Source organism: Acinetobacter sp. ANC 4178 (assembly GCF_004331175.1).
Classification (GTDB): Bacteria; Pseudomonadota; Gammaproteobacteria; order Pseudomonadales; family Moraxellaceae; genus Acinetobacter.
Window position 1 is genome coordinate 636,084 of sequence record NZ_SJOD01000001.1, and the last position, 13,215, is coordinate 649,298.

Below are 13,215 nucleotides of genomic sequence, written 5' to 3' on the forward strand. Positions count from 1 at the left end.
GAGAAAGGGAGAAATCCATGCATGATGTGATTGTAATTGGTGGTGGGAATGCCGCACTGTGTGCCGCGCTCACAGCAAAAGAAAGTGGCGCGTCTGTGCTTGTCATAGAAGCAGCACCTAAAGAATGGCGTGGTGGTAACTCACAACACACTCGTAACCTCCGTTGCATGCATGATGCTCCTCAAGATGTATTGGTCGATGCCTACCCTGAAGAAGAATATTGGCAAGACTTACTGAAAGTCACTGCTGGCAAAACCAATGAACACTTAGCTCGTCTCGTTATTCGTAGCACGGCGACCTGCCGTGACTGGATGCGTAAACATGGTGTGAATTTTCAGCCACCACTATCGGGTGCTTTGCATGTTGCACGTACCAATGCGTTTTTTATGGGTGGCGGTAAAGCCCTCATTAATGCGTACTACCGAAGTGCCCAAGAACTTGGTATCGAAATTTTATACAACACAAAAATTAAAGATCTAAAGTTAAACCAAGGACATTTTGAAGCTGCAATTGCTGAAGATGGTCGTGTGTTTAAAGCGAAAAGCTGTGTATTGGCCGCTGGTGGTTTTGAGTCAAATCTGGAATGGTTAAGAGAAGCATGGGGACAAAATGAAAACGGCGAATGGCCTGCCGATAATTTCATTATTCGCGGAACCCGCTTCAATCAGGGCAACTTACTCAAATTTATGATAGATCAAGGCGCCGATATTATTGGCGACCCATCGCAATCGCATTGCGTCGCTGTAGATGCAAGAGCACCTTTATATGATGGCGGCATCTGCACCCGTATCGACTGCGTTTCATTGGGTATTGTGGTCAATAACAAAGCCGAACGTTTTTACGATGAAGGCGAAGACTTCTGGCCAAAACGCTATGCGATTTGGGGCCGTCTTGTTGCCAAACAACCACAGCAAATTGCCTATTCGATTATTGATTCAAAAGCCATCGGGCGCTTTATGCCACCTGTGTTTGCGGGTCTAAAAGCAAATAGCATTCAAGAACTGGCAGAAAAAATCGGGCTAGATGTAAAAACCTTATGCCACACCGTAGAAGAGTTTAACCAATCTTGCGTGCAAGGCACCTTTAACCATACGGTTTTAGATGACTGCACCACCAAAAATATTGTTCCCAACAAAACCCACTGGGCCGTTCCTCTCGATCGCCCACCCTTCTATGCCTATGCCCTTAAACCCGGTATTACCTTTACCTATTTAGGTTTAAAAGTCGAAGACGATGCTGCTGTGCGTTTTAACAATAAAGCCAGCCGCAACCTGTTTGTCGCAGGTGAAATGATGGCAGGTAACGTACTCGGTCAGGGTTATACCGCAGGAGTCGGCATGTCGATTGGAACGACCTTTGGACGCATTGCCGGAAAAAATGCAGCCCACTATGCACTTTCACAAGGAGTTGAACATGAATGCTAGTACTAAAGCCCTAATTCCAGTTGTTCAGCTCTCTGATCATGAGCAAGAAGTTCAAAGAGCCTTACAAATTTGTAATGCTTGTCGTTACTGTGAGTCTTTTTGTGCTGTATTTGCGGCGATGACTAAGCGCCTTGAGTTTAATCAAGCCGATATTCATTACCTCGCAAACCTGTGCCATAACTGTGGTGCATGTTTACATGCTTGCCAATATGCCCCACCACATGAGTTTGGTGTAAACATTCCAAAAGCGATGGCGCAAGTACGTTTAGAAACTTACCAAGAGTTTGCGACCCCTCAGCCTTTAGGCCGACTTTATAAGTCTGTCGGGATTCCTTTTGTCTCGGCATTAACACTTATTTTCTTTTTATGTATGTTAGCTGTGGTGTGGTACAAAGGCACCGACCTATTTGCAGGCTACCAAGGTAATTTCTATGCGATTTTCCCTCATAACTTTTTAGCTCTACTTTTTGGAACAACCTTTACAGTTGCCATTGTTTTACTCGGCATTGGAATTAGTAAATTTTGGAGACAGACGTCTAAAGTTATTCACGGCAAAGTTGAAAAACCCGACCTTATTCAAGCCTCTCAAAATGTTTTAACGCTTAAATATTTAGATGGGGGGCATGGCAAAGGTTGTAATGAGCAAGATGACCGTTATACCCAAATCCGCCGCGTGTTCCATCACATGACTTTTTATGGCTTTATGCTCTGCTTTGCAGCCACAGGTGTAGCGACTTTATACCACTATTTTCTTGACCTGCATGCGCCTTACCCTATCTTTAGCTTACCTGTTATTCTGGGCACTTTGGGTGGACTTGGCTTAGTTGTCGGGCCATCTGGCTTGCTCTATTTAAATCTTAAACGCCATCCGTTACATGGTGACCGTGAGCAAAAACCTGTAGATCGAGGCTTTATCTTCCTTCTACTTATCGTTAGCGCTTCAGGGTTAGCACTCATGGCATTTCGTAATACCCCTTACATGGCACTTTTACTGATTTTCCATTTAGCCACAGTCATGACGTTCTTTATTACCATGCCATTTGGAAAGTTCGCACATGGTTTTTACCGCAGTGCTTCTTTACTCAAATTTGCCATCGAAGAGCGTATTTCTAAAAAGTCATAATTTCATTTAAAAGTATTCACTATCTTGGCATAGTGAATACTTTTATTATTTTTCAGCTCAAAACACTTCATGCTTTCCCTACTTTTTACTATTTAAAATTCCCAAGCCATACATAGGCCACTTGGTGCTCGCTTTAATATTATTAATCAGCATCGCAACAAAAACTAAAGAAACTGCGCCGACCAAAACAGGAAAAATTAAGAAACTCCACTGGTAATGTATGCTGCTCGCGGTAAGCAAAATAACCAAAGGATTGGCACCCGCAGGTGGATGAACACACTTAAACACTTGCATGAGTGCAATGGCACAGCCCACTGAAAAAGCAATTGTAAATATAGAAACACCGACAAATTTTAGAAAAAACAAACCTACAAAAGCCGAGATAAGATGCCCAAATATAATATTTCTCGGCTGTGCTAATCTTCACCACCATAAAATTTAGTCATGATTAGCAAGAGCAATAAGCAAATTACCGATAACCATTCGTCAACTTAAATAAAATAAAACTTTCACCAGTAAACAACACTGGATAGCTGGATCTAAAGAAGTTTGATTTCGTCCCTATGTAGCTTTTGGCTTGGCATCGCATTGAATAGGAAAATCATAGCAAATCGGAAGATTGACTCTATTTATCAAAGTGTAGTTCTAAGAAACTCTATTCCCTGTGCGATAGTCGCTTCTAAGTTTTGGCTGATGCATCTGAGAATTATGTTGCTGAATAAACCTTTACAAACTGATTTATACAACAAAGCTATGGTTTATACTGTTGTGGAAGCGCGTTGCAATATACAAGAAATTCTAATTTACTATAGTCGAAAAAAATATAAATTCTGTACTTTTAAATCATTAATCATGGTTTTTATTTAATTATAATTAATTACTTTTTAATGATAACTGTAATATATGAAAATTTTAGATGGTGGCTTTGGTCGTGAACTAGCGCGCAGAGGTGCTCCTTTTAGACAACCTGAATGGTCAGCATTGGCTTTAACTGAAGCCCCTGAAATCGTTAAAGAGGTTCATTTAGATTTTATCCGTGCTGGCGCTGAAGTTATTACAACTAATAACTACGCAGTCGTTCCATTTCATATCGGTCAAGAACGCTTTGATACTGAAGTGAAAGATTTAGTTCACATTGCAGTTATGCAGGCAAAACAAGCCGTTGAGGAAAGTGGGAAAAAGGTTTTAATCGCAGGATGTTTACCCCCTTTATTTGGCTCATATCGTGCTGATTTATTTCAGGAGAATGAAGCTGAAAAACTCGCAAAGCCTATCATTGAGACACTTGCACCACATGTGGACTTTTGGTTAGCTGAAACACAATCTTGCTTAAAAGAAGTGGAAACTGTGCATGCGTTGTTACCGAAAGATCAACGTGATTTCTGGGTCTCATTTACATTGCAAGATGAAATAAAACTTGAGCAGCCATTATTAAGATCGGGTGAGAGTATTCATCAGGCTGCGGAGATGATTATACGTCTTGGTGCCAAAGCTGTACTATTTAACTGTTGCCAGCCAGAAGTGATTCACAAAGCAATCATTACGATCAAAAGTTTGTTACCAGAAGACATTGAAATTGGTGCTTATGCCAATGCGTTTCCTCCGCAAAACAGCGAAGCAACTGCAAATGATGGTTTAGATGAGGTTCGTGCCGATTTAAATCCAGCATTGTATTTAAAGTTTGCACAAGAATGGAAAGAAGCGGGTGCAACACTACTTGGGGGTTGTTGTGGTATTGGCCCAGAACATATTTCTGAACTTTCAAAATTCTTTAAGTAGTAAATATTTTTCATGTCTACATCTAAAATTGGCTTACTGTCCCTAACAGCCCTTGTTTTCAGTTCAATGGTGGGTTCGGGGGTATTTAGTTTGCCTCAAAATATGGCACTGGTTGCCAATGGTCAAGCATTACTCATGGCTTGGCTTATTACGGGTATTGGAATTCTTTTTCTCGCATTTGCATTGCTCTATCTAACGCGACAACGACCAGACTTAGATGGCGGAATCTATAATTATGCACGTGAAGGTTTCGGGGAACTTATCGGTTTTTGCTCGGCTTGGGGATATTGGCTGTGCACCACGATTGGTATTGTTGGTTATGTCGTTATTGCTTTCTCTGGCGTCGGCATGTTTACCGATAGGCCCGATCATGTCTATTTTGGCGAAGGTAACACGATTTATGCACTTATTGGCTCTTCAATATTTGTATGGATCATTCATTGGCTCGTTAGCCGAGGGATTAAAGAAGCATCCGTAGTCAATTTAATTGCGACCATCGCGAAAATTGTTCCGATTGTAATCTTCATCGTCTTTACTTTCATCGCATTTAAACTTGACCTTTTCAAATTCAATTACTTTGATTTTTCTTTACAAATGCCTGTGTGGGAACAAGTCAAAAATCTGATGTTAATTACACTTTGGGTTTTTACAGGTATTGAAGGAGCTGTTGTTTTATCTTCTCGTGCCAAAAATAGAAATGATATTGGGCGTGCTACTGTACTCGGTGTTTTGTTGGCACTGACTTTCTACGTTATGGTGACTGTACTGTCCTATGGTGTGGCAAATCGTGCTGATATAGCCAATATGCATAATCCTTCAATGGCCACTATTTTAGAGCAATTGATTGGGCTACCTGGAACCATCATTATTACCTTAGGATTGATTATTTCTGTCAGTTCGTCTTATCTAAGCTGGACACTTTTTGCCACAGAAATCCCCTTTCTTGCAGCAAAAAATAACGCGTTCCCACAGATTTTTTTGAAAACGAATCAGAATAATGTACCCATTGCATCATTATGGTTAACTTCTCTTGTCGTGCAAATTGCATTAATCGCAGTTTATTTTTTCAATAAAAACTATACGCAGTTATTGTTAATTTCTTCTGTCATGATTTTGCTTCCCTACTTTTTAGTATCCGCTTTTTATTTCAAAGAATCGTGGAAAAACAAACGAACTAAACATATCGTGATTGCAACCGTCGCTGTAATCTATGCCTCTTGGTTACTTTACGCAGCAGGCCTTTCACTCCTTTTACTTTCTGTCTGCTTATATTTTGTTGGATTATCAATATTCTTTTATAGCAGATTTTCAAATAAATCCAAGGTTTACAGTCCCTTGTAAATCTTTAATTAGGATGACTTATGGTCATCCTAATTTTTTTAAAACACCTAACTACTTTCAATTTTACATAAAAGCAAACTGATTCAATCCCAACATCTTGGAATTGCTCTCAATATTAATTTTAACTTCAATTTTGGCAAACATTGTGGCTTGCTGCACCAATCTTCAAAAACTGAACATTTCCTCAAGCGGTCTAAATTTAAATGACAACTGGAGATAAGGTCTGGCGAATGCAGTAAATTTAGTCAGGGCGACAATTCTCGCATGCACTTTGTTAAATTGAAAAAAGCTTTACTAACAATCAATATCCTGTTTGAACGAGTGATTTTAATCAGCACAGGACTACTTAAGCTCACCCACCTGACTAAACCATTAAATCATTCAGACCATTAATTCGTTCTTAATTTTTTTACAGACTTTTAAAGTTGAATCCACTTCGCTTTCATTCAGATTGAGTTTGCACTGAGTATCTTGGAAGATTTTCGCAACAGGATCTTTTAAATTCTGACCAGATTCAGTTAATGAAATATATTTTCGACGACGGTCGAGCATGTCCACTGATACAACAACAAAACCCGCTTTTTCAAGTCGTTTGATGATTGGGGTGAGTGAACCAAGATCAAACAAAGTTTGCTCACTCAATTCGCTAGATGACAAGTGATTTTGATTCCAAAGAGCCGCCAATACCAGAAGTTGAGGATAGGTTATTCCAAGTTCAGCTAATGGTTTAGTGTAGTTTCGCATCATAGCATTCGTCGTCGAATACAGTGTAAAACAGAGCATTTTGTCAAAATTAAATGTATCTAGCATCGAACTCATCTGTTATGTCCTGAAAAAATTAAAAACGATGAACAGCCTCAATTAACACGGACACCGAATCTGGGTTTGTTTCCTTCGAAATTCCATGCCCCAAGTTAAACACAAAACCTGTATCATCTTTTTGCTTTCCGTAAAAAGATGTCATGACTTTATTCACTTCGTTTTGAATTACAGAATCAGAGGCAAGTAATACTGCGGGGTCGAGATTACCCTGTAAGGTAACTTTAGAACCTACTCGCTGACGTGCTAAATCCAGATCAGTCATCCAGTCGAGTCCTAAAGCATTTGCCCCACATCGTGCCATTTCTTCAAGCCATTGACCACCTCCTTTTGTAAAGACAATTGAAGGAACAGAACGCTCACCTAACTGGTTTTTTAAACTATCTAAAATAAAGGTAATGTATCTGAGGGAAAATTCTTGATAAGCAGCTCGACTTAACATCCCACCCCATGTATCAAAAATCATGATGGCCTGTGCGCCAGCCTCCACCTGACATTTAAGATGCTGTACAACAGCTTTGGCATTTTTTTCTAATAATTGATGCAAGATTTTCGGGTTGCTATAAAGCATACTTTTTATCGTTATAAAATCTTTTGAACCCTGTCCCTCGACCATATAACAGGCCAATGTCCACGGACTTCCAGAAAAACCAATCAGTGGAACTTGACCATTGAGCTCATGACGACATTGGCTGACTGTCTGATAGACGTAAGATAAAGATTCTTGGGAAGGAATCTGTAAATTATTGATCTCTTGTTCAGAACGTATAGGGTTTTTAAATTTAGGTCCATGATTTTCTTCAAAATATAAACCTAAGCCCATTGCATCAGGAATAGTCAAAATATCAGAAAATACAATTGCTGCATCTAAATCATAACGTCGGATTGGCTGCAAAGTTACTTCAGTTGCATAGTCAGGTGTTTTCATTAGGTTAATGAAATTTCCTGCCATTTTACGCACGGCTCGATATTCAGGAAGATAGCGACCCGCTTGGCGCATCATCCAGATTGGCGTTCGATCTACGGGTTGTTTCTGTAATGCTCGAATAAAGTTAGTATTTTTAAGTGGTGCAAAGTTTGTCATTTGAGACTCAATTATATAGATGGGGATTTAGCTAATTCGATGATGATTTGCAGCATTTTTCATTTCTGAAATAGCTTCTTGATAATTAGAAGTATTGAAAATCGCCGTTCCAGCTACGAATGTATCTGCGCCCCATTTAGCAATTTCAGCGATATTGCCCGCATTCACGCCACCATCCACTTCAAGACGAATATTTCGACCACTTGAATCGATTAACTTTCGTGCCTCAGCAATTTTAGGAAGAACAGCAGGTATAAATTTTTGTCCGCCAAATCCTGGATTTACCGACATAATGAGCATTAAATCGATGTTATCCATAAGGTACTTGCATGAATCAAGCGAAGTGGCTGGATTGAACACCAAACCAGCTTTGCATCCTAGGTCTTTAATGAGCTGAATTGAACGATCTAAATGAATAGTGGCATCAGGGTGAATAGAAATATAGTTTGCACCCGCTTTTGCAAAATCAACGATCAAGGAATCCACGGGTGAAGCCATCAGATGTACATCTATCGGTGCTTGAATTCCTTCAGATCTAAGTGCCGAACAAACTTGGGCCCCCATGGTTAAGTTGGGAACATAGTGATTGTCCATAATATCAAGGTGAATCATATCTGCACCAGAATCTAATACAGACTTCACTTCTTCGCCTAAACGGGCGAAATTTGCGGCTAGAATTGAGGGAGCAATCCAAATGTCATTCATATAAAGAGCCTAAATATAAAAATTATTATCAATGATCTGCAAGAGAGGATTTGATATCCAAAATCATCTCGTGGCTTAAGTTTTCTAAATGTAAGTGATGACCACCTTCGTACCAGCTTACTTTTGCATTGTTTCCTAAATACTGTGATTTCGAATGAAATTTATCGCCAACGAATAATCCACCCGTTCCAAGCAGAATAGTCAAAGGACAATCAATTTGGTTTAGAAAGCGACCAGCTTGTTCATCCGTCAATTGAATTGGTTCAGATATAGTGAGCCGAGAATCATGTCGCCACCGATAGCCTAATTCGACTGCTCGAAGATCACGTTCTGCAAGACGTCTGGCACTGTCTAAAGAGATAAATCCACCAACTACTTTCTGTCGGGTTTTCACTGCAACCTCCACACTTGAAAACTGAGGTTGATTCTTTTCTGAAAAACCGTTGAGTTTGGTCAAATGTGCCATTTCAGACAGTCGAAGTGATGTTTTCAAATGCCGCACGACATCTTCAGCCGAGACGGTAAAAGGAGCTCCCATACCATCAATGAAAACTATGCGATTTATTCCTTTACTAATGGCATTTAAAATTGATGCAACGCCGGTACCCATCGAGTGGGCCAAAATAGAATAACTGTCCCACCCCATTTGTCTGACAAAGATAGATAAATCAATTGCATAATCCCATAAGTAATATGCGTGATTTAGTTTTCTATGATCTGATTTGCCGTGTCCAGCAAGGTCTGGAGCCACAACATAGTAGTGATCTAAGTAGGGAGCTATTCGTGAGAATGATGCACAATTGTCCAACCACCCATGTATTGCGAGAATTGGGGGATTTTTTTCATCCCCCCAAGTTCTTACTGCTAAGTCCAAGCCATTCACATTCATCGTGAATTCACGCTCTATAGCAGGTAAAACTTTAGAAGTTAAGCTCATCATATTCATATCGTTTTCTGTTTAAATTAGGTCTTGAAGAATTAAATAACTTTTAAACAGCGACATTTGAGCTTGAAGTTGTTTCGGCAGCCAATTCACTTTCAATAATTTGTTTCAAGTGAATTAAATCAAATTTACCGTTTGGAGTACGAGGAAACGAATTCAAGAATCTGATCGTATTGGGAACTTGATGGGGTTCCAAATCATTTCTGCATTTTCCCAATAGCTCAAGCTCATTAATATTTTCATTATCAGCTATTTGAATAAAAGCATGTAAGGTCCCACCTAAGTTCTCATCTTCAATGCCAACGACAGCAGCTGATTCAATGTTAGGTAAACTATAGAAATAATTTTCAATTTCAACAGGGCTAACTTTCATACCACGAGATTTGATAACGTGATCTGTGCGACCACGGAAGTACAAGTAACCATCTTCATCAATAAGGCCCAAATCGCCAGTATGTAAGACATATTCATTAGGCAAAGGTCCTGGTTTGAGTTTTTCCTGAGTCGCTTTAGTATCACGCCAGTACCCTGCCATAACAGTTGCTCCGCGTATCACTAGTTCGCCGATTTGGTTTGGCTTATTAATTTTGTTTCCAAGAGAGTCTACTAACCACATTTCCGTATTTGGAATTGCGATACCAACACTATCAGGTTTATTGTCAATTTGGTCTGGGGGGAGATAGGTGCATCGCTTACACTCCGTTAGCCCATACATAGAGAAGATTTCTGCGTTCGGAAAGAGTAATTTCATCTGCTGAATGTGATGAGATTTCAGTGCTGCACCAGTGTTTGTTACTATTCGGACATCAGGAAAGGTAACGCCCGATCTATGCGAATATTCATAGAGAAGTGATAGCATCGTAGGAACAAATGGAATGACCGTTATCTTATGCTGTTTTATTTTTTTAATTAAAAATAACGGCCATGTAAGTTCCTGTTCGAGAAATAACGTTGCACCTTTACTCATAGACATAATCATTTGGTAAAGACCATAGTCAAACGATAATGGCAGTGAACAAAGAATATGATCTGATTCTTGATAACCTAGATAAGTATTCAATGAATCTAATGCTGTACACATGTTTCTATGTGTCAGCATTACACCTTTGGGTGTTCCAGTTGAGCCAGATGTATAAACAATGGCTGCTAAATCAATCTCGAGAATATTATTATTCAGATATTCTACTTCATTGTAAGAAGTTGCTAGCTCCCATGAATCTACATCAGGATTCACTACTGAATTGGTAACAACAACACTTTTAAATAGAATACTTTTAGACGCTACAGATACATCTTGAAACTTTTGATCATTGGTGATCAAAATTGAAGCCTGAGAATTATCGATAATATAATTTAATTTATCGGCGGTTGTGTCTAAGCCCACATTACATACAACATAGCCCGCTTTTAGTACACCCCAAAAAGCAATAATAGTTTCTACTTTATTTCCTAAACAAAGTACTACTCTATCACCACGATGAAGACCCTGAGCTTGTAAATAGCCACTTAAGCGCGAAGACAACTCATCAATCTTGCCGTAAGAATGGGAGATTCCATTCTCTACAACTGCTACCTTTTCGGCATATTGTCGTGTGATATAAGGTAAGGTGTGATGCAGCAAAACATTACACATTTGCATGACACTGCCCCTTCATCTCAACTTGATTAAAGCGGTTTTTTTCAGCTTCGATATAAGATGCAAGTGTTTCAATTGTATTGAAATGCTTAGGTTCTATCGTTTCTGGATTAACAAAGAAATGTTCGATTTGATCTTCTAAAGCAACCAATACTTCTACAGAAGAAAGTGAATCAATTCCCAAATCATCACGAAGATGAGAGTTCGCAAGAATAGTTTTGTCTTGAGGTAATTTTAGAATTTTACTAACAATAGTGGCAACGATACGCTGTGTGTCATCTGTAATGACTTCATTATGCTTTTCTTCAGTAATGACTTTGTTTTGTCCTAGCAGTTGCTCTAATGAAATATCGGTGTGCATCGAAATAATATCTTCGACCGTATCTCTATAACGTACTAAATTTAGATTTCCATTTGAGTACAGAACTTCTGCTGGATAGCCATGACCGTGAAATAATGTTGGGGAAGCCGTAGCCCCATAAGCACCAGATGATAAGACTGCAAGAAGATCGCCAGATTTTAATTTTTCAAGTTTTATATCTTTTGCTAATAAGTCGTCAGGATTACATAATGGTCCAGAAACATGGTAGGTTTCAATTTCATCTGATTTTTGATCAGTAACTTTAATAATCTCAAAATTTCGTTTTAAAACCTGACCAGAACCTACAGCTGCTGAATGGCAGTTTGTTCCACCATCGGTTACGGCAAAATTTTTGCCATGGTTTTGCTTGATATTATCAACAGTTACTAACAGAGCAGCACTTTTACCAGCAATGAAACGTCCTGACTCCATAATGATGCGAGTTTTAGGATGTTTCTTGTGAAAGTTATTGAATAAAGGATGTAATAATCTTGTTAATTCTTTGATGTCTAGATCTTTTTCATTTTCATAATACTTAATACCCAGACCACCACCAACATCAACCATTGTCAGGTCTAATCCATAGAGACGTGAAATAGTTTCAAATAGCTCCAAAACATATTTTGAGTTGTCGTAGATAGACTGTGCATCTAAAATTTTTGTTCCATTATAAACATGGAGTCCTTTTAGATGAATGTTAGGCAGTTTTGCGTAACTCCCCATTTTTTTTATGGCCGTTTCTTCTTCAATACCAAAATGTGTTGGTCTGCCCCCCATTTTCCATGGAGAACCAGATGCTGAGAAATTCGGGTTAATACGTATTGCTACTGGTGCTAAAACCCCCATTTTTGTAGCTAAATCTGATAATTTTTCGAGTTCTTCTTCAGATTCAACAACAATAGCAAAAATATTTAATTCTAAAGCGCGTCTATGTTCTTCTTCTTTTTTCATTGGTCCCAAGAAAATTATATTTTGAGGGTTCACACCTGCTTTTATCGCAATTTCTAGTTCAGTTAAAGAACATACTTCGGTGTTCCCACCGTAAGACTTAATTAATTTAACAACTGATAAGTTAGGATTAACTTTGAGAGCATAAAAAATATCAACACATTCTGGTAATGCATTTCTTAGTTCTTGAAAGCTGCTTTTCAACTGGCTTTCATCATAAATATACGTTGGTGTCCCAAAATTTTTCTTTACTTTCAATAAAGTATCTAGAGATAGATTCATTTCTAAAAATTCCAATAATTTGTACTTATATAATTCGAGCATCATTCTACAAAATAAATACTTTGCGCACAAAGTATTTATTTTGTAGAATGATAACTATTAAGAATTAATGATAAATAATTTGAATACTATCTCAGCTAAATTTATTAAAAAATTTAATTATTTCAAATAATAAAAACATTTAACACTTTAGAATTATAGCTTTATCGGCTTTGTTGCATAAATATTTGTGATCAATTTTTATACAAGAAAAGAATCTCCAAACCAATAAAAGATATAGAATTTTGATTTTAACAACCCATCATTCAAGTGGGATATTTGGCACTAAATGGTAAGAAATTGATTTAAGAATAAAGTCAGGATTATTCCTAAAGAACAGATGAAAGTAGATAAAGAATTCCATGATCTAAAGAAGCTATTGAATTCCTGAAATCAGTTCATTTTAACCGTCAATCTCCCCCCATTTATAATGTAATGGCGTAATACTTTCTGATATGTGATTAATGTGTGCGGAATAAGCAGAGTTCATAAAATTTCAAATGATGGTCTAAATTATAGACAATAAAAAAAGCCCCTGTATTAGTACAGGGGCTTTTCGAATTTGGCGGAAGCGGTGAGATTCGAACTCACGGAGGACTCACACCCTCGTCGGTTTTCAAGACCGGTGCATTAAACCGCTCTGCCACGCTTCCATGTGCGCAAGAATACTAAGCTTTTTCATTTTAGACAAGTAAAAAATAGCGTTAAAGCATTCAAGTGCATATTGTTTC

General features: G+C 38.4%; 10 protein-coding genes, 1 tRNA gene and 1 pseudogene. 4 read left to right on the forward strand and 8 right to left on the reverse strand.

What is annotated here, in order from left to right:
* Positions 1–17: 17 nt before the first annotated feature.
* Both tcuA and tcuB read left to right on the forward strand, forming a co-directional pair.
* On the forward strand, positions 18–1,424 hold the full coding sequence (gene tcuA / locus E0H87_RS02995) for an FAD-dependent tricarballylate dehydrogenase TcuA (protein ID WP_131322249.1): 1,407 nt from the start codon (positions 18–20) through the stop codon (positions 1,422–1,424).
* Positions 1,414–2,547: a tricarballylate utilization 4Fe-4S protein TcuB gene (tcuB, locus tag E0H87_RS03000; RefSeq protein ID WP_131322250.1), complete on the forward strand. Its 1,134-nt coding sequence runs from the start codon at positions 1,414–1,416 to the stop codon at positions 2,545–2,547. The genes tcuA and tcuB overlap by 11 nt, the downstream gene beginning before the upstream one ends.
* A 78-nt stretch (positions 2,548–2,625) precedes the next feature.
* Here tcuB and E0H87_RS03005 read toward each other — a convergent pair.
* Positions 2,626–2,967: pseudogene (locus E0H87_RS03005) on the reverse strand (HPP family protein); the annotation flags it as partial.
* Between the two features lie 483 nt (positions 2,968–3,450).
* Between E0H87_RS03005 and E0H87_RS03010 the strand changes: the two are divergent.
* Both E0H87_RS03010 and E0H87_RS03015 read left to right on the forward strand, forming a co-directional pair.
* Entirely contained in the window at positions 3,451–4,326 is an 876-nt protein-coding gene (locus E0H87_RS03010; protein WP_131322251.1) for a homocysteine S-methyltransferase family protein, read from the forward strand.
* A 12-nt stretch (positions 4,327–4,338) separates the two neighbouring features.
* Positions 4,339–5,667 (forward strand): basic amino acid/polyamine antiporter, encoded by a 1,329-nt coding sequence (locus E0H87_RS03015; RefSeq protein WP_131322252.1) that lies wholly within the window; start codon positions 4,339–4,341, stop codon positions 5,665–5,667.
* Positions 5,668–6,048: 381 nt separating this feature from the next.
* On the opposite strand, the gene E0H87_RS03020 is transcribed toward E0H87_RS03015, so the two are convergent.
* From E0H87_RS03020 to E0H87_RS03050, 7 genes are all read right to left on the reverse strand, one after another.
* A complete protein-coding gene (locus E0H87_RS03020; RefSeq protein ID WP_131322253.1) occupies positions 6,049–6,486 on the reverse strand; it encodes a MarR family winged helix-turn-helix transcriptional regulator in 438 nt (145 codons plus the stop codon).
* A gap of 19 nt (positions 6,487–6,505) precedes the next feature.
* The gene (hemE, locus tag E0H87_RS03025) at positions 6,506–7,570 is read right to left on the reverse strand and encodes a uroporphyrinogen decarboxylase (protein WP_131322254.1); all 1,065 of its coding nucleotides are present in this window, start codon (positions 7,568–7,570) and stop codon (positions 6,506–6,508) included.
* A 27-nt stretch (positions 7,571–7,597) separates the two neighbouring features.
* Positions 7,598–8,275 carry a ribulose-phosphate 3-epimerase gene (gene rpe, locus E0H87_RS03030; protein WP_131322255.1) on the reverse strand — a complete coding sequence of 226 codons (678 nt, stop codon included), beginning with the start codon at positions 8,273–8,275 and terminating at the stop codon, positions 7,598–7,600.
* A 28-nt stretch (positions 8,276–8,303) separates the two neighbouring features.
* Positions 8,304–9,221, reverse strand: a complete 918-nt coding sequence (locus tag E0H87_RS03035; protein WP_131322256.1) for an alpha/beta fold hydrolase — start codon at positions 9,219–9,221, stop codon at positions 8,304–8,306.
* Between the two features lie 43 nt (positions 9,222–9,264).
* A complete protein-coding gene (locus tag E0H87_RS03040; protein WP_131322257.1) occupies positions 9,265–10,857 on the reverse strand; it encodes a class I adenylate-forming enzyme family protein in 1,593 nt (530 codons plus the stop codon).
* The gene (lysA, locus tag E0H87_RS03045; protein ID WP_171458327.1) at positions 10,844–12,487 is read right to left on the reverse strand and encodes a diaminopimelate decarboxylase; all 1,644 of its coding nucleotides are present in this window, start codon (positions 12,485–12,487) and stop codon (positions 10,844–10,846) included. The genes E0H87_RS03040 and lysA overlap by 14 nt, the downstream gene beginning before the upstream one ends.
* A 560-nt stretch (positions 12,488–13,047) precedes the next feature.
* Positions 13,048–13,137: transfer RNA gene (locus E0H87_RS03050), tRNA-Ser, on the reverse strand.
* Positions 13,138–13,215 lie beyond the last annotated feature (78 nt).